Genomic DNA, 17,160 nt, shown 5'->3' on the forward strand with positions numbered 1-17,160 from the left:
AGGAGTTTTTCTATTGGGCTTGCGAGGGAGTGTAAAACAAAGAACCAGTCTCTCCATTATGATTACTCTTTGCGCAATGCTGTATAGCCGATGACCTGATATGCAAGTAGCTAAAGCTGAAAGACTGCTTGGATGCGCCAGTTCCGGATGTCACGCTCATGGGCGTGGCATTTCGTGTATTGCAAGGGGGCAAAGCCGATGGCTTAGAGAAAGTATGGGGCGGAATAGACCTACCCCAGCGTGGTGCCGAAGGCTAGGCCCAGCAGGTAGGTGATGCCCGCCGCGCCCAGTCCGATAAGGATTTGACGCAGCCCGCGGCGCATCGGGGAAGACCCCGAGAGCAGACCCACAATACCGCCGGTGAAGCCCAGCGCCATGGCGACGAACAGGAGCGAAAGCGCCATCGCCCAAACGCCGGAAAGCCCGAAAATATAGGGCAGAATCGGCACGAGCGCCCCGGACGCGAAGAAGCTAAACGATGCCGCCGCCGCACCAATATCCGTACCCAGCGCTACATTCTCTTCCTCGCCCTCTTCATCAGCACGATGCGACAGCGACGGGTCGCAATCACAGTCGAGGTACCCGAAACGTTCCAGTGCGCGATGATGCGCCGCCTCCTCATCCATGCCGCGCGCCCGGTAAATGAGCTCAAGCTCGTTCGCATCAATATCAAGGTCACTCGCTACACGCAAGGTCACCTGGGTCGGCTGGGATGCATCCAAAAGTTCACGCTGGGAACGTACCGAAACGAACTCGCCCGCCGCCATAGAAAGCGCACCCGAGAGCAGCCCGGCAATCCCCGAAAGCAGCACCATAGAGCTGGACGCGCCCGAGGCCGTAATACCGATCGTCAGCGCCAGATTCGAGACCAGCCCATCGTTCGCGCCGAACACCGCCGCGCGGAAGTTACCCGAGAGCTTTTCACGCCCGTTAGTGGCCAGGGCACGGATGATTTCTTCGTGAATAGCCTCGTCAGCCGCCATTTCTTCGGTGGCGTCGGGATCTTCGGCGTAGGGGGAGCGGGATTCGGCCCGCTGAGCCATCGCCAGAATAAAAACCGACCCGAAATGCCTCGCAAGGAACTGCAAAATCGCCGAAGAGAGCGAAGGACGTGAAGGTTTACCGGCATGTTCGCCAAGCATATCGCGCCAGTGTTGTTGATGGCGTTTCTCGGCCTCGGCAACCTGCATCAGAATCTCACGCTCTTCGCCTTCGGCGCGCTGGGCCAGATAGCGGTAGATGCGTGCCTCCGACTCTTCATCGGCGAGATAACGCCGCCACCGCCGGATCTGCGCATCACTCGGCTGGGTGACGGGGTGGTGCCGTGCCGGTATGTGCCCGGTCGTCGGGGAAGAATCTTCGGATGCGGTGCGAACCCCCTCAGCCTGTGCGGTGAGAAGATGCTCGCTCTGAGTTTTATGCGGTTCGGCCGATGTCATAGATACCCCGGGTAGATTGGTGTGCAACTCACCAGCATAGGGGGTTCGTCCTCGAAAATCTAGGAAAAGGTGCCGGTGCTTTTATGTTCGCTGCGTCGAAAAATATCTTTCCCAGTACCCTCATTGGTACGTTTCTTCATGCGAACAAGAATTTACAAGTAGCATGAGAAACGGCTGTTAAGAAAACCTGAGGAAAATCAATACAGGGGATAGTTAGGACAATAAAGGTGCCGCCTCCCGCGTAGGGGAGACGGTACCTTTCGTTCTAAAATCCTGTGTGCGGATTACTTGATTTCGCCTGCGCTGTTCTCTAGGAATGCGCGAATGAACCACTGGAACTTCTCAAGCTCAGCGGTCTGACCGATCAGCAGATCCTCGGTAATGGGATCAACTTTACCGGCGAACTCGATAGCCTTGCGATGGTCTTCGATCACGCGGGTGTAGACGTCGTTGAGGGCATGCAGGTGCTCGGTCACGCGAGCGCGGCCTACGGGGTAATCCTCGTGGTTGCGTGCTGCGACCAGTGCACCGGGGAGACCGTTGGGGGCTGCACCCAGGGTTGCCATACGTTCTGCGATGTCGTCCACGAAGTTGCGAACGGTGTCGACCTGCGGGTCAATCATTTCGTGCACGGCGATGAAGTCGGGACCGGTTACGTTCCAGTGTGCGTGCTTTAGGGAAAGATGCAGTTCGTTGAGGTCGTGCAGACGAGCCTGTAGAACCTCGGAAATTTCTTTGCCTTCGTCAAGTGTAAGACCGGGTGCGGTGTATTGTGCGAATGTCATGTGAGACTCCTTCTTAGTGTGTAGATGCTGCTTCAAGGGGTAGACGGCGGGGGATTCTCACCCGCTATTTCCCCGCAAAAGCGTTATCCTTAGTAAATCATTTTTACGCCCCGGAGTCAAGTTTATTTTTAGTAATTCATAATAAGGGTGGCTTTGGATGCGGTTCTGACAACGCTAAAAAATAGCCCAGATAAGGCTTAGCACACCCTGCCACAACCCTGTGCAATCAGCGAACCATCATCGTGAATACGGCGAGAAATGCGAAAATCGGGCGGCTAATCGCCTAAGGCGCGCACCGCATCCAACGTTAACTCGGTATGTAACATGCGGGCATGCCCCAGCTCGGCAGGAACCTCAAGCTCACCCGGCACTACAATTACCTTCATACCCGCCGCCGTTGCGCTGCGCACCCCGGAGGGCGAATCCTCAACCGCCACACACCGACTAGGCTCAACCCCCAAACGCTGCGCCGCCAAAAGGTATGGTTGCGGATCCGGCTTCGGATGCGTCGTCTCATCGTTGCCAATAACAACCGAGAACGTTCCTTCCGGGGCGGCATCGGCTGTACGCTGAGCGATCGACGTAGTCGCATTCGTAACAATTGCCGCTGGAATCTGGGCATCGCGCACTTGGTTCAGGAAACGCTCAATACCGGGCAGAAACTCCACCTGCTGATGCGCCAGCGCCTCACGAACTTTGGCAACCAGGCGCTCGTTAATCTGCTCATCCGGCAGATCAACCCCGCGTTTGCGCAGGCGGTCGAGCGTAAATTTCATGGAAAGCCCCAGACAATCCAGGGTATCTTGCTCGGTCCAGGTGCCGCTGAACTCGGCCGCCAGAGCAACCTTCGCGGCGGCCCACACTGGCTCGGTATCCACAAGCGTGCCGTCATGATCGAAAAGAATTGCTTGAGGAAAATTCCCCTGAATATTAGTGTTCATGCCATTAAGCCTACCGGGCATTTCTATGTAGCCCGTAGGACAACGTCATCAATCGTCACCAAAAAATCTGTCCCCGCGTTCTGTGGGTTTCCCGCAATATTGAGCAGAGCATCAGCAACATCTTCACGAGCAATCGTCGGGATGCCCGGAACCTGTGCAACACTCGTCACATCAACCACCTTCGCCCCGCCCTTACCAGGCTTATCTGTCAGCCTGCCCGGCAGTGCCCGCGAAATATACGGCTGATACTTAGTAACCATAGCGTCGGCCTTCACGCGGTCCCTAAAAATACTGCGCATAATGGTCTTACACACTACACGCATTAAGAAAGATGCGCTCCGTACCGTATCGCCCACTCCGTAGGCGCTCATAATAACGCAGTGCTTCACACCCGCACCCACTACCGAATCCATAATGAGCGGCAGGCGCTTCTGCATGAACGTGGTGGATAGAAACTCTCGCACCGTAGCTTTCTGCCCCAGGATGCTAACCATTACATCCTGTCCGGAAGAAATTGTGGCGAGCCGCTCAGAATCGTTCAGGGCACCGGGGACAATCATGAGGTTCTGGTGTTCCCCCAAAAGCTCCACCGTCTTATCGGGGTTACGCACATAGGCGGTAACCATGTGCCCCTCCTCTAGCGCTTTGCGGGTGAAAATGCTTCCGGTGCGACCGCTTGCTCCTAAAACCAGTATTTTCATGTAGGCTCCTATTATTTACCGCTAGGGGGCATGAGTACCCGCAAGCCCCCAATGTGCTCAGTATAACAATAAAGTTTTTGGTTAAAGTTTAGGTTTATGTGGGATTTACCGCGGAAAGCCCGCTGACATGGTGAGTGCTGTACCAGTCCGGGGCACAAACCGTTTAAGATGGCACAGTGAACGAAAAATCAGAGCACTCCGGATCGCACCCGCATGTAAACTCATTAGCTGCACGCACACCTGCCCTCATACAGGTTGCAACCCTCTACGCCGCCTACCCCATGGCATTCGTCTCTGCTGCTTGGATTACCGTCGGCCGTGCCCTCTTTGGTGCCGCTGGTGATCTCGTGCCCATTTTTGCTATCTCATTCGGTCCCGCGCTAGCCGTGATTCTGTGCCTGGGCGCGTGGTGGATGCTTCGTGATGCGCATCGTCGCGTTGACGGAGGCGAGCACCTGCGGGTTGGTGCATCCTGGGGATTCGTATTTTCCGTGTGGGCCTGCTGGGTGCTCGCTTTTCTCTTTGGGATGTTCATTCCCGATTACCGTGCCGGGGTGCCGGTATCGGGAATTGGTGCGCTCGCGGGTGCCGATTACGTGGGCTACGGTGCAGGATTCGGGAATACCTTCGGAATTTTGACCTTTGCTATGGCTATTACCGCCGCCGTGGTCGCTTTCAATGCTAATAGGCGCTCGGCGCGCATGCAGCAGGGTGTTACCGACGAGGTTTTGGAGGAGCAGGCGCGACAACAAAGCCCGTATGACTTCTTGGACTGAGGCCTATCTGATTCTCGCCCCCGCGCACTAAAAAAGGCTCTTTATGTAAATAAAGCGTATTTTTCACCGCTTTATTTACATAAAGAGCCTTTTTTAGCCCCGAATTTTGGTCCCGAAAACCGTCGGTAACCCCTTGCATCCAAACGTTGAGTGTAGTAGACTCAAGTTAGCTGTAAAAAGAAGGCGCAGGATGCGCCCCGCACAAGACGCGAAAGGATAAGATTTATGGACGCAAAATTCACAACCAAGAGCCAAGAAGCGCTCTCCGCCGCTAATATGAACGCGCAGACAGCGGGTAACCCCAGCATCGAACCTGCGCACATCCTCAAAGCACTGATGGATCAGCGAGAAGGCGTTGCCGTAGCGGTTCTCAAGGCCGCAGGGCTCGACATTGATGCCATTTCGGAAGCCGCATCCGCAGAGATTAAGAAGCTGCCGAAGGCATCTGGCGCATCCGTACAGAACGCAAACTTCAGCCGCAGCGCCCTCGCCGCTATCCAGAGCGCGCAGACCCACGCCCAGAAATTCGGTGACACCTACATATCCACCGAAATGCTGCTGCTGGGCATCGCAAGCGGCGATAGCGATACCGCTCGCGCGCTTGAAAACCTGGGCGCAACTGCCAAAGTTATCGAAGAGACCATTCCCCAAGTACGAGGAGACCGCACCGTGGATACCCCGGACCCCGAAGGCACCTTCCAAGCCCTTGAAAAGTACGGAACCGACCTGACAGCGCTCGCCCGCGAAGGCAAGCTCGACCCCGTGATTGGCCGAGACTCCGAAATTCGCCGCGTGGTGCAGGTGCTTTCCCGGCGCACCAAGAACAACCCCGTGCTTATTGGTGAACCCGGCGTCGGTAAAACCGCTGTGGTCGAAGGGCTGGCTCAGCGCATGGTCTCTGGCGACGTCCCCGAATCCCTGCGCGGTAAAACCCTGATCAGCCTTGACCTTGGATCCATGGTTGCGGGCGCTAAATACCGTGGAGAATTCGAGGAACGCCTCAAGGCCGTGCTCGAAGAAATCAAGAAATCCGAAGGCCAGATCGTCACCTTTATCGACGAGATGCACACCGTGGTTGGTGCGGGCGCATCCGAAGGTTCCATGGACGCGGGCAATATGCTCAAGCCCATGCTGGCACGCGGTGAGCTGCGCATGATTGGCGCTACCACGCTCGACGAGTTCCGCGAGAACATTGAGAAAGACCCTGCCCTGGAACGTCGTTTCCAGCAGGTGTACGTGGGTGAGCCTAGCGTTGATGACACCATCGGTATTCTGCGTGGGCTCAAGGAACGCTACGAGGCACATCATAAGGTGCAGATTTCCGATGCCGCCCTGGTTGCCGCCGCAGCACTTTCAAATAGGTACATTCCCTCACGTCAGCTGCCCGATAAGGCGATCGACCTGGTGGATGAGGCCGCATCGCGCCTGCGCATGGAGATCGACTCGGCCCCCGAGGAAATCGACCAGCTGCGCCGCGCCGTAGACCGCCTGACCATGGAAGAACTGGCCCTCAAGAACGAGACCGACCCGGCGTCGAAGGAACGCTTGGCGGCGCTGCGTAAAGACATGGCTGACAAGAAAGAACAGCTGGATGCGCTCAACGCCCGCTGGGAAGCCGAAAAGGCCGGTCTGAACCGCGTGGGCGATCTCAAGAGCGAAATCGACGAGTTGCGCTCGCGTGCCGAGGTGGCACAGCGTGAGGGTAACCTGGCGGATGCATCCCGCCTGCTCTACGGCGAAATTCCCGCCAAGGAGAAGGAACTGGAAGAAGCTCAGCGCGCCGAAACTGAGGCTCATGGCGAGGCTATGGTCTCTGAAGAGGTCACGGCTGACGACATCGCCGAGGTTATCTCTTCCTGGACGGGCATTCCCGCCGGGCGCATGCTTCAGGGTGAATCCGAGAAGCTGCTGGAGATGGAGAAACGCATCGGTGAACGCCTGATCGGTCAGGAAGCTGCCGTTGTTGCCGTAGCGGATGCGGTTCGCCGCGCCCGCGCCGGAATTTCCGACCCGAACCGCCCGATTGGTTCCTTCCTGTTCCTGGGACCGACCGGCGTGGGTAAGACCGAGCTCGCAAAGGCTCTGGCGGAGTTCCAGTTTGACGACGAGCACGCCCTAGTGCGCATCGACATGAGTGAGTACGGCGAGAAGCACAGCGTTTCCCGTTTGGTGGGTGCGCCTCCCGGATACGTGGGTCACGAAGAGGGCGGTCAGTTGACCGAGGCTGTGCGCCGTCGCCCCTACTCCGTGGTGCTGCTGGATGAGGTTGAGAAGGCCCACCCCGAGGTCTTCGATATCCTGCTGCAGGTGCTTGATGACGGTCGTTTGACTGACGGTCAGGGTCGCACCGTGGACTTCCGCAACGTGATTCTGATTCTGACCTCGAACCTGGGTTCCCAGTACCTGGTCGATCAGGAGATGCCGTTTGAGGAGCGCACCGAGAAGGCGATGCAGGTGGTTCACCAGGCGTTCCGCCCCGAGTTCCTGAACCGTCTGGATGACATCATCATGTTCGAGCCGCTCTCTTCCGAGCATCTGGGACAGATTGTGAACCTGCAGATTCAGGGCATGGGCAAGCGTCTGACCGACCGCCGCCTGACCCTGGATGTTACCCCCGCCGCCCTGGAGTGGCTGGGCTTGGCAGGGTACGATCCGGCCTTCGGCGCCCGCCCGCTGCGCCGCCTGGTACAGCGCGAGATCGGCGACCGTCTGGCGAAGGGTATCCTCTCGGGCGCTATACACGACGGCGATACCGTAGAGGTGGATGTGAACCCGGATGTTGCAATGGATGGTCTGTCAGTGACCTCCAAGCGTGACGACTAAATCATCACGGCGCGAAACAGAATGCTAAGTTGCAGCGGGAGCGTAAAATACGCTCCCGCTGCAACTTTCTTCTACCTTTGCACATAACCGCTCCCGGAAACATAAGGCTGGCGAGGTAGCCGTTATTGCCGACTCAAGAGCGCGGAATCAGCTCTTACTTCTTGCGATTCTGATAGAAATCTTTCTCGAATTTGCGTGCCCAGTCCGCAATGAGTCGGTAGGTATCGGAACACAGCTCTAGGGTTGCCTTCGCCTCTATCTGGTCTTCGATGGATGCGGCAGCCTGCTCCAGCCGATCTGCCCACTCGCTGTAGGTATCGGCGATAGACCGCAACAGCTCGTGCCCCATCTTCTCGTCCACCATGCGGATATTCGCGATGACGGAGACAAAGTTGAAGTCTACGCGCGCCGGGCTGGAGGCAATATCGTAGAGAAGCTCATGAAGACGTTCCTTGCCTTCGAGAGTAATGGAGTAGACCGTGCGCTCAGGCATGGCGCTGTCTTTGACGGTAGTGCTCTCCACATATCCCTGCTTATAAAGCTGCACCAGGTTGCGGTATACGGAGGGTGAGCTGATGCGCGCCCAACCGCGCACTCCGCGCTGGTCCATCATTTTGTTCATTTCGTAGGCGCTCATCGGGTGCTCATGCAGAGCCCCCAGGATCATAGCGTCGATAGTTGGGGTTGCCATAATGCTTCCTTTCACTATTGCTGTTGCTAATAATACTATCATTAATACTAGTCTTGCTTATAGTGGTTTGTGATCAAGAGAACCCGGACAGGGAAGTAGGTTGCCCGTCCCTAACTGGGGAGAGAAACATCCCCGACATACACTAGACACATGGAAAAATGGACCGATACGCAGAACTTTGCAGACGCGGGCGAGAAAAGCACACTCATCGCCTCCGCGCATCGCGCCGCCATTCGCTCCATTGAACGAGTCGTCACCGAAACCGTCACCCCGCACGACCCTCAATACGCTGCCGAGGGCATCGAAAAAATGCTCCGCACCGGTAGCGTTTTGGCGCTTACCGGCGCCGGGGTCAGCACCGAATCCGGCATTCCCGATTATCGCGGACCCTCCGGATCGCTCCTAGACCACCGGCCCATGACCTACCAAGAATTCCGTTACGACGATGCCGCCCGACAACGCTACTGGGCTCGGTCTTACGTCGGGTGGAGGCGCATGCGCCGCGCATCCCCGAATCGAGCCCACTATGCGCTCGCCGAACTTGAGCATGCGGGTGCGGTGAACGGCCTGATTACCCAAAATGTTGATGGTCTGCACGTGAGTGCCGGAAGCAAGAACGTGCTGGCGCTGCACGGCGATTTATCCTCAATTCTGTGCCTGGACTGTGGAATGCGTGAGTCGCGTGAGAGCCTGGACATCCGCCTGGATGCGGCAAATCCGGGGTATCTGGAACGCCTCGAAAGTACTGAACTGCAGGTCAATCCTGACGGCGATGTTGAGATCGATAACGACTATATTCGCAGCTTCCAGATGGTGGGGTGCACGGTCTGCGGCTCGACGAAACTCAAACCGGATGTTGTCTATTTTGGTGAATCCGTGCCCGCCGACCGGAAGGCTCGCCAGCAGCAGATGCTCGCGGATTCTTCGGGTGTGCTGGTGGTGGGTTCTTCGGTCGCGGTTATGAGCAGCTACAAGATTGTGCTTGATGCCCTGCGCGCGGATAAACCCGTGGCGGTTATGAATGGTGGCCCCGGGCGTGCGGATGCGCGCGTCACCTATTTGTGGCGCACGGGCGTGGGGGAAGCACTGGAAGAAATGCTGGATCGTCTCGATATCTAATCTGCTAATGCGCAGGCTGCTCAAAAGAAAAAAGGCGTTGGAAATACCGATTTTCACTATTAAGAGTCTTTTTTGAAAGAAATTAAGGTGTCTGCAATAACATTAAAGTTAAAACCTCAAGATGATATTTAAAGTTTATGGGAATAGTACATCTATCAAAAATACCTGTGTTAATAATTTCTCTTTAAAAAATCCGCTCAAACCGCGTTATAGAGGCGAAGACAGGGTTTTGAGAGAGTAGTATATAAAGCATGAGAACTAAAAAAATTGCTACTTTCGGTGCCGTTGCAGCTCTGAGCTGCGGATTGGTAGGCGGTTTTACTACCATTCCGGCAGCATTTGCCACTAATTCCCTTCCCGGTAATTCTGTATCTACTTCTGTTCCGGGAAATTCGGAACACTCTCACAGTGATAAAGCTAAGATTTCTTTCCCCAATGAATGGAAAGAAGGTCAGGAGTTGACCTTCCAAGGTTCCGGCTATACAACCGAAGATGGTTCTGCTGGGTCCACTCTGGTGCTTAAAGACCATGAAGGTTCCATCGTGGGTACCTATGATGCAGACGCACAGGGCAATGTCTCCGGCAACATCAAGTGGAATGCTGCCTATGCAGAACGTGACTATGTTGAAATTACCGTTCTGACCGGCAAAAAGGCTGGCGATGTGCGGCGCAGCGAGACTGTAAAGGTCAAGGTCGTAGCTTCTGAGAAGAGTGGTTCCCTTCCCGGTGAAGGTGGCCAGGGCGGCATGGGTGCCGTAGGTGGCGGCAGCACTCCCACATCTACGCCGACCGTGACTCCCTCATCGACTCCTGAAGCAACCACTCCTGCTTCAACTCCGAGCGCATCCAGCACTGCGGAGGCTGCAAGCACCCCATCTGCTGCCGCAACCGAAACCGCCCAGGTGACCAACGGTTCCGAAACTCACCAGTTTGCTACCTGTAAAGAGGCTGAAGAAGCAGGTTTCAAGGACATTAAGCGCGGCGACGCTGCATACTCTGAGAAGCTCGACAGCGACCATGATGGCGTAGCTTGCGAAAGCAACGGCGGCAATGGCGAGCAGGGTAGCGCATCCAACGGTAACGGCGGTGCAGGTTACGTTTCGGATAACAACAATAACGGCTCTAATAACGCTTCTTCGAACAGCAATGGCAAGCTGGCGAACACCGGTGCAAACGGTGCTCTGACCGTAGCAGGTCTGGGTATGGTTGCTCTGGGCGTGGGCGGTGCAACCGTAGCTGCTCTGCGTAAGCGCAAGCGTGCCTAAAGATTAGATGATCAAGTCCTCTGGGCGGCCCTAGAAGCTGCCGGAGGCTACATAGAATCCCTCGTTCCTCATGATTGAGGAGCGGGGGATTTTGCTGTTAAAACCTCAAAATCTAGGAAGATAGTTTCCACGAAAAAGCTGCCGATACCGCCCTCTGCAGCAAGACCCCTCACGGCAGTAATAACGCTCGAAAAGCGTACCAATCAGGATTTGCATAGGAGACATTATGTGCCTTTTGTGCATCCTTAAGACCTCTAGATAGGCGCTAACGCTCCGTATATGCAAATTCTGAATTTTTATGAGCATACCACCACATTTTTGTAGTACTGAGTCTCGTTCTTCATCCTTTATTCCCTGCAATCGCGGGGAACTTGTAGATATGCACGAAATACATAACTACAAGTTAAGACAGACACAGGAAGAACACAGGAACGGGCGCGAACCTAGAAATACAAGAACATAACGGCACACAAAACGGAACGGAGAGTCCAATGGATATTTTGATGATGGGACTGGCAGACCTAGTAGCAATTGGCACACTCTGCACCCTGTACATGATTCGTCATAAGACCCGTGAACTCATGATTTCATACGCGGTTATCAACGCCGGTGTCTTCACCGTAACGGTCGCCCTGGCACATGCCGGAAGCACTGCGGGCGCTATGGGTCTAGGACTCTTCGGCGTTCTCTCCATTATCCGCCTGCGGTCTACCTCCCTAAGCCAGCGCGAGGTCGGGTACTACTTCGTATCTCTCGCCCTCGGTTTGATCTCCGGCGTACGGCTTGACCCGCCATATATCGCCTTCATCCTCATGGTGGTACTGGTCGGAATCATCGCACTACTGGATTCACCGATCTTTGAAGCGAAAAACCAGCCACGCACCCAAACCGTCACGGTGGATCGCGCTATCAGCGACGAAGGCACCCTAAAAGCCTATCTGGAATCACGTCTCGGGTACGAGGTCGTCTCCGCTAAGATCCTGGAGCTTGACCTGCTCAACGACACTACACAGGTGACTATCACCTATAAAGAGCTTCCCCAACTCCAAGAACACCTTAACGCGAACTACGAATACTACGCTTCCTAGGCTTTATCTCGCGGATATCGCCTAAAACTACACCTAAAAACTCACACGTTGAAAGGACCTATCATGAGTCCCCAAGTACCTCAGCCGTACACCCCGTTTCAGGGTGGCGCCGCACAGACTTTGGAATCTACGCACACCCCTGCGGTAGATAATACTCCGTCTTCTCACCGAAGCGGGCACCGAGAGGAAAGTACCATGTCTATCGTGCCAACCTATTGGCAGAGCATCAGCCTCGATGAACTCAACGAAAAAGCTGCTATGCAGACCCGTGTGGACCGCAAATACATTGTGGATGCAGACTATGCGGCATCTATCCTAGCTGAACTTCCCGCCGACGAGGCGGCCGTCCTAGAAATCGACGGTCAGCGTGAATTCGCCTATGACTCTGTATACTTCGACACTTCTGACCTGGTGAGCTATAAGGCTTCCGCCATCGGCAGTCGTAACCGGTTCAAGGTACGTACTCGCAGCTATCTGGATTCTGACCTGAGCTTCTTGGAAGTCAAGACTGAAGGGGCTCGTGAATTCACGGTCAAGGAACGTATTCCGTACTCTATCGAAAACCGTGACATGCTCACCGCAGAAGGCAAGGAATATGTAGCTACCGCACTTGAGCAGCTGACGGATGCGTCTGTCGATGACCTGGAGCCGGTTATCCGCACCGGGTACCGTCGTACGACTGTATATTTGCCCCAGTCCGAGCAGAATCCGGTGGATTCTCGCCTCACGATTGATACTTCGCTCACCTGGACTCCGCTTTCAGAAAACGCGCTCATGTACACCGCAGACGGCGGTGAAGGGCCAACCAAGTATCAGGTCGGTACCGAATATACTGCACCCGGTACGGTGATTATCGAAACGAAATCCGGCAGCGCACCTTCGGTCGCCGATAAGTATCTGTGGCGCGCGGGCATCCGACCCGTCAAAATTTCTAAGTTCGCTACGGGTATGGCTGCACTGAATCCTCAGCTGCCGGCGAACAAGTGGAAGCGCACGATTCAACATTGGATGCAGCTTGAACCTGCCGCTTAGATCTAGACCCTGAGCGGGTAACGTCTTAGAACGCGGTACAAGAATAGGGTGGGGTTTTCCAGAGGCTCACCGTGTTAGGGCATTCTGGAAACCCCACCCTCTCGCGTAGGATGGTTGAGGCAATCTTTACCGAGATACTTAATCCCTACAGACAAGGAACCCCGTTCGAGATGTTCAAAAACCGGTTTACATCTGTTCTTACATGCGCCTTTGCGGCATCGCTGGCACTTGCCGGATGCGCCATTAGTGGGAACCCTGATAACTCCAAAGCCACTGTGACCGCACAGGAACAGGGGAAGGAACTTAAATCTGGCGTATACACCTCGAACACCAAAAATGGTGAAAAGATTGACGCGCAAACTCACTTTACGCAAGAAGACGTGACCTGGAACCAGGATGCTGTTCTTCCGCTCAATCTGGCAGATCCCACCACAACCGATGGGGTCAGCGAACAAAACGGAACGATTACGATTACGAAGGGGGGAACCTACCGTATGTCTGGCGACTATACGGGGCAAGTGAAGGTTCAAGCCCCCAAGACAGATAAAGTTCAGCTCATTCTTGACGGCGTTAACATCACGAATGAGACCGGATCTGCTATTAACGTTGCCTCTGCCGACGAAGCCGTCATCTACACGTCTCGGGGCAGCACCAATAACCTCAGCGATGGTCCCGAGTATGCAGTCCAGGGCAAAAAAGAGGCAGATTCTACGATCTATTCAACCGCTAACCTAACCCTTGCGGGCGATGGAACGCTGAACGTCGCCGGCAAATTTGACGAGACGGTGCACACCACCAAAGGACTGGTTGTTGCCGGAGGTGCCCTCAACATTAATTCCTCGAAGACCGGACTTAAAGGCAAGGACTACGTGGATATTCAGGGCGGAACCCTGCGTATTGAAGCCGCAAAAGACGCGATTAAAGCCACCAACACCGAAAAACAAGGCCTTGGATGGGTGCGCGTGGCTGGCGGTGACACTGTTCTTCGTGCTGGTGACGACGGCATCAAGGCGCTGCGCACCCTGGAGATTCTGGACGGGAAGCTCACCATCGAAGGGTCTGAAGAAGGGCTTGAAGGGCAATACGTCAATATTCATGGCGGCAATACGCTCATCAACAGCAATAACGACGGCGTGAATGCCTCGCTCAAGGACCAGCTGCCTAACGATCAAGAGTATGAGGATCAGAAGGAAGACAGCGATCAGCCGGATGCCAGCCCCGTACCCTTGGGTGGTGCCCGCGATACCACAGAGGTTATTGATACCGTGATCAACATGACCGGTGGAAATGTAACCCTCAACGTGGGTGCCGACGGCATGGACTCTAACGGACACGAGTTCTACACAGGAGGTGAGTTGCTAATCAACGGTCCTCAAGACGATGCCAATGATCCTATTGATCCAAATGGTGACATTACTGTAAGTAACGACGCCAGGATCTCATTTGGCGGCGGCGGTGTAGAGCTTTTCAAACGCCCGATCGACGACTCCACAAATGGGTATCTGCGAATTGCAGATAACGATACTTTCCCACAAGGGCAGTCTGTTCAGGCAGTAGATTCTGCCGGACAAGTCGTTGCAAACTACCGGGTGATTACTCCGGGTGTTAAACAAGTATTTTTCTCGAATCCCTCTATCGTGAAGGGTCAAGAATATACTCTTTACCTAGCACCCACGCTGGTGGATCCGAAGACCACCACCCTTGCACCTGGTGCCGTTGAACGTGGAACTTTCACGGCATCAACCCCTGATCTGTAAAACATAACGAGAGGAGAGAATCCTATTCCAACCTTTAGCCTGCGCAGGATAAAACCATCACACAAAACTCCGGCGCGGGTGGCGGTGCACGCCACAAATATGCATCAGAAAATCCAATTTCTATCACACGACACATACATCAGGAGCCTGCAGGAACCCGTGAATTTGATGCGGCTGGTACCCGTTACCCCGTAGAATTCGGATGTAAACCCTGAAAATACTCACAAACTGCTCAAACAGTGTAGATAGAAAGTGATTCTTTCCCCATGAATAAAAAAATACTGACTTCGGCAACCTCGGTAACTTTGCTCGCGACGCTTGCGCTCACCGGATGCTCAACTACAAGCAACGCCCTCGCCTCTGGCACGACGGCGGCGGATAGCTCAGTCGGTACGACTGCGACAACATCCTCGGCAACCGCCACCGATACTGCCGCCAGTAACTCGTCATTCTCGACCAACGTAAAGAGCGGCGAAAAACTCGACGTCGATACTCACTATTCGGAACAGGATCTCAGCTGGGACACTTCCTCCGAAACCGCGATTGACCTGTCAAACCCCACCGCAACGGACGGCGTTACCGTTGAAGATGGCACCTTGACCATCACGAAGGCTGGCACGTACAAACTCTCCGGCGAATACCAGGGGCAGATCAAGGTTGAAACCGCTGACAGCGACGCGGTTCGGCTCGTTCTCGATAACGCAAACATCACGAATTCCAGCGGTGCCGCGCTGAACGTGGTAAACGCTGACGAGGTTATTCTTTACAGCGCATCTGGCACCACCAATACGATAAGCGACGGTGCAGACTACACCGCAACGGGGGAAGATGATCCGGATGCCGTGGTCTATTCCAAGGCCGACCTGACGATTGCGGGTGAAGGCACCCTGAAGGTGAACGGCAACCACGAAGACGGTATTCACACGAGTGACGGCCTTGTGATTGCCAGCGGCACTCTTGAGGTCAATGCGGCGAACACCGGTATCAAGGGCAAGGATTATGTGGATATCCTAGGCGGCACTATTAACGTGACCGCGCAGCAGGACGGCATCAAGTCCACTAACGATACCGACGAAGGTCAGGGCTGGACCCGCCTGAGCAACGGTACCGTGACCGTGAATGCGGGAGATGACGGTTTCAAAGCCTCTCGGGTCGTCGAAATTTCCGGGGGCTCCCTGACGGTTGAACAGTCCGATGAAGGCATTGAGGCACAGTACATCAACGTCTCTGGCGGCGATGTAAACGTCACAAGTGAGGATGACGGCATGAATGCCTCGCTGAAGACGAGCGATTCTGAGAGTACGGATTCATCCGCGAACACCTCTGATACTGCCGATCAGCAGCAGAACAACCAGCAGCAGGGCAGCCTGCCGGGTGGGCAGCAGAACGGAACCTCCAATCAACAACAGCAGGGGACGGGTCAACCTCCGCAAGGACAACCTCCTGCGATGTCTGGGTCCTCGCAGGACGGCACGTCGCAGAATGGAACCACAGGTACCGGTCAGCAGCAGAACAACACCCAGAACCAAGGCAACCAGAACATGGGTCAGCCTCCGGCAATGCCCGGCGGTAACGCCCAGGACGGCACGTCTCAGAACGGAACTACAGGTACCGGCCAGCAGGGGATGGGCCAGCCCCCGCAGGGTGGTATGCCCGGTGGTGGTGGCGGAACCTTTGAGGTTATCGATGCTGCAATCAACGTGAGCGGCGGTCACGTTACCGTCAATGCTGAGGGCGATGGCATTGATTCGAACGGTGTCACAACTCTTTCTGGAGGAACGCTGATAGTGAACGGTCCCAGCCAAGGCGGTAACGCTGCGCTGGATACCAACGGCGACTTGCTCCTCAACGGTGCCACGGTTCTCAGCGGCAGCACGGCAGATATGTTCGAGGCTCCTTCCACCAACTCGACGAGCGGCTACCTGAAACTGACCAATAGTTCCGGATTTGAGCAAGGATCCACGGTTCAAGTAGCGGATTCATCTGGTAAGGTGGTGGCTAACTATAAAGTCACCAAGTCGAATGTGCAGTTGGTTCTCGTCTCTAGCTCATCGATCGTCAAGGGTCAGAGTTACACGGTGTACACTACAACATCGGCTGTGGACTCCAACGCAGCGTCGTTGGCATCCGGTGCGACCGAGCTAGGTAGCTTTACAGCCAGCTAGTGCGGGTTGTTCCCAGGGACTTTGGGATAAAATCTTTGAGTCTCGGGCTTGTAGAGATGGGTTGCTACGCGCGGCTCTTATAGAAGGCTCCTACAAAGGTTTGGGCTCCACATCAGCGTATAATGCGCGAGGTGGAGCCCAAACCTTATGCATAATTCGCCGGGTTTTGGGCGAAGAAACTGAAGATTCGATAGATTTTCTGAGCATGAATCTGTCAATCAACAAGACATTGAGGGGTAAAACAAGGTACCCTAGAACATAGGAAAGACTAGAGAGCGATCCGTGGGTTATGCGCGCCTTGGGTGTGGTGGCTGCGGACATGAGGAAAGAGGGGGTCACGCCATGGGGCGCGGCCGTCAGAAGGCTAAGGCAACACGGCAGGCTCGGGAGATGAAGTACTTCAGCCCCGAGACCGACTACAGTGCACTTGAGCGCGAGCTCAACGCTAAGAACACTAAATCCTCCGAATCATCTTCTCGTCGCTATGATGATGAGGATGATTACTCGGCATACGCGGAGAAATATGCCAAATATGATGATGAGGTGTAGCGGTAGAGCCTAGCGTTACGCTCATACGC

Annotated in this window: 14 protein-coding genes; 9 read left to right on the forward strand and 5 right to left on the reverse strand. The window is 55.0% G+C overall.

Annotated features, from left to right (window positions below; all coding sequences use genetic code 11):
• Positions 1 to 230: 230 nt before the first annotated feature.
• The 4 genes from HMPREF3164_RS03540 to HMPREF3164_RS03555 form a co-directional block, all read right to left on the reverse strand.
• Complete coding sequence (locus HMPREF3164_RS03540) at positions 231 to 1,439, reverse strand: VIT1/CCC1 transporter family protein (RefSeq protein ID WP_070448941.1); 1,209 nt, start codon at positions 1,437 to 1,439, stop codon at positions 231 to 233.
• A gap of 284 nt (positions 1,440 to 1,723) precedes the next feature.
• Complete coding sequence (locus HMPREF3164_RS03545) at positions 1,724 to 2,224, reverse strand: Dps family protein (protein WP_070448943.1); 501 nt, start codon at positions 2,222 to 2,224, stop codon at positions 1,724 to 1,726.
• Positions 2,225 to 2,499: 275 nt separating this feature from the next.
• A complete protein-coding gene (locus HMPREF3164_RS03550) occupies positions 2,500 to 3,165 on the reverse strand; it encodes an HAD family hydrolase (RefSeq protein WP_048754122.1) in 666 nt (221 codons plus the stop codon).
• Between the two features lie 23 nt (positions 3,166 to 3,188).
• Positions 3,189 to 3,866, reverse strand: coding sequence for an NAD(P)-dependent oxidoreductase (locus HMPREF3164_RS03555; protein WP_048754121.1), 678 nt, complete (start codon positions 3,864 to 3,866; stop codon positions 3,189 to 3,191).
• Positions 3,867 to 4,042: 176 nt separating this feature from the next.
• Between HMPREF3164_RS03555 and HMPREF3164_RS03560 the strand changes: the two genes are divergently transcribed.
• Together HMPREF3164_RS03560 and clpB are read left to right on the forward strand one after the other, a co-directional pair.
• The gene (locus HMPREF3164_RS03560; protein ID WP_048754120.1) at positions 4,043 to 4,642 is read left to right on the forward strand and encodes a hypothetical protein; all 600 of its coding nucleotides are present in this window, start codon (positions 4,043 to 4,045) and stop codon (positions 4,640 to 4,642) included.
• 225 nt (positions 4,643 to 4,867) lie between these two features.
• The gene (gene clpB, locus HMPREF3164_RS03565) at positions 4,868 to 7,465 is read left to right on the forward strand and encodes an ATP-dependent chaperone ClpB (protein ID WP_013397814.1); all 2,598 of its coding nucleotides are present in this window, start codon (positions 4,868 to 4,870) and stop codon (positions 7,463 to 7,465) included.
• Positions 7,466 to 7,619: 154 nt separating this feature from the next.
• On the opposite strand, the gene HMPREF3164_RS03570 is transcribed toward clpB, so the two are convergent.
• Positions 7,620 to 8,156: a PadR family transcriptional regulator gene (locus HMPREF3164_RS03570; RefSeq protein ID WP_070448945.1), complete on the reverse strand. Its 537-nt coding sequence runs from the start codon at positions 8,154 to 8,156 to the stop codon at positions 7,620 to 7,622.
• Positions 8,157 to 8,306: 150 nt separating this feature from the next.
• Between HMPREF3164_RS03570 and HMPREF3164_RS03575 the strand changes: the two genes are divergently transcribed.
• The 7 genes from HMPREF3164_RS03575 (at position 8,307) to HMPREF3164_RS03605 (ending at position 17,131) form a co-directional block, all read left to right on the forward strand.
• Positions 8,307 to 9,275, forward strand: a complete 969-nt coding sequence (locus HMPREF3164_RS03575) for a Sir2 family NAD-dependent protein deacetylase (protein ID WP_070448948.1) — start codon at positions 8,307 to 8,309, stop codon at positions 9,273 to 9,275.
• A gap of 251 nt (positions 9,276 to 9,526) precedes the next feature.
• On the forward strand, positions 9,527 to 10,540 hold the full coding sequence (locus tag HMPREF3164_RS03580; RefSeq protein ID WP_070448950.1) for an excalibur calcium-binding domain-containing protein: 1,014 nt from the start codon (positions 9,527 to 9,529) through the stop codon (positions 10,538 to 10,540).
• Positions 10,541 to 11,031: 491 nt separating this feature from the next.
• Positions 11,032 to 11,628, forward strand: a complete 597-nt coding sequence (locus tag HMPREF3164_RS03585) for a DUF4956 domain-containing protein (protein ID WP_004005538.1) — start codon at positions 11,032 to 11,034, stop codon at positions 11,626 to 11,628.
• A 195-nt stretch (positions 11,629 to 11,823) separates the two neighbouring features.
• A complete protein-coding gene (locus tag HMPREF3164_RS03590) occupies positions 11,824 to 12,660 on the forward strand; it encodes a polyphosphate polymerase domain-containing protein (RefSeq protein ID WP_070448952.1) in 837 nt (278 codons plus the stop codon).
• A gap of 170 nt (positions 12,661 to 12,830) precedes the next feature.
• Positions 12,831 to 14,417, forward strand: coding sequence for a carbohydrate-binding domain-containing protein (locus HMPREF3164_RS03595; protein WP_041321560.1), 1,587 nt, complete (start codon positions 12,831 to 12,833; stop codon positions 14,415 to 14,417).
• A 266-nt stretch (positions 14,418 to 14,683) separates the two neighbouring features.
• Positions 14,684 to 16,582 carry a carbohydrate-binding domain-containing protein gene (locus HMPREF3164_RS03600; protein ID WP_070448954.1) on the forward strand — a complete coding sequence of 633 codons (1,899 nt, stop codon included), beginning with the start codon at positions 14,684 to 14,686 and terminating at the stop codon, positions 16,580 to 16,582.
• A gap of 342 nt (positions 16,583 to 16,924) precedes the next feature.
• The gene (locus HMPREF3164_RS03605) at positions 16,925 to 17,131 is read left to right on the forward strand and encodes a DUF3073 domain-containing protein (protein WP_013397806.1); all 207 of its coding nucleotides are present in this window, start codon (positions 16,925 to 16,927) and stop codon (positions 17,129 to 17,131) included.
• Positions 17,132 to 17,160 lie beyond the last annotated feature (29 nt).

It is taken from the genome of Rothia sp. HMSC08A08, from assembly GCF_001808385.1.
Taxonomy (GTDB): domain Bacteria; phylum Actinomycetota; class Actinomycetes; order Actinomycetales; family Micrococcaceae; genus Rothia; species Rothia dentocariosa.

Coding starts and splice junctions, on each gene's coding strand:
- HMPREF3164_RS03540 (WP_070448941.1), bottom strand. CDS start 1,439: ATGACATCGGCCGAACCGCATAAAACTCAGAGCGAGCATCTTCTCACC.
- HMPREF3164_RS03545 (WP_070448943.1), bottom strand. CDS start 2,224: ATGACATTCGCACAATACACCGCACCCGGTCTTACACTTGACGAAGGC.
- HMPREF3164_RS03550 (WP_048754122.1), bottom strand. CDS start 3,165: ATGAACACTAATATTCAGGGGAATTTTCCTCAAGCAATTCTTTTCGAT.
- HMPREF3164_RS03555 (WP_048754121.1), bottom strand. CDS start 3,866: ATGAAAATACTGGTTTTAGGAGCAAGCGGTCGCACCGGAAGCATTTTC.
- clpB (WP_013397814.1), top strand. CDS start 4,868: ATGGACGCAAAATTCACAACCAAGAGCCAAGAAGCGCTCTCCGCCGCT.
- HMPREF3164_RS03570 (WP_070448945.1), bottom strand. CDS start 8,156: ATGGCAACCCCAACTATCGACGCTATGATCCTGGGGGCTCTGCATGAG.
- HMPREF3164_RS03575 (WP_070448948.1), top strand. CDS start 8,307: ATGGAAAAATGGACCGATACGCAGAACTTTGCAGACGCGGGCGAGAAA.
- HMPREF3164_RS03580 (WP_070448950.1), top strand. CDS start 9,527: ATGAGAACTAAAAAAATTGCTACTTTCGGTGCCGTTGCAGCTCTGAGC.
- HMPREF3164_RS03585 (WP_004005538.1), top strand. CDS start 11,032: ATGGATATTTTGATGATGGGACTGGCAGACCTAGTAGCAATTGGCACA.
- HMPREF3164_RS03590 (WP_070448952.1), top strand. CDS start 11,824: ATGTCTATCGTGCCAACCTATTGGCAGAGCATCAGCCTCGATGAACTC.
- HMPREF3164_RS03595 (WP_041321560.1), top strand. CDS start 12,831: ATGTTCAAAAACCGGTTTACATCTGTTCTTACATGCGCCTTTGCGGCA.
- HMPREF3164_RS03600 (WP_070448954.1), top strand. CDS start 14,684: ATGAATAAAAAAATACTGACTTCGGCAACCTCGGTAACTTTGCTCGCG.
- HMPREF3164_RS03605 (WP_013397806.1), top strand. CDS start 16,925: ATGGGGCGCGGCCGTCAGAAGGCTAAGGCAACACGGCAGGCTCGGGAG.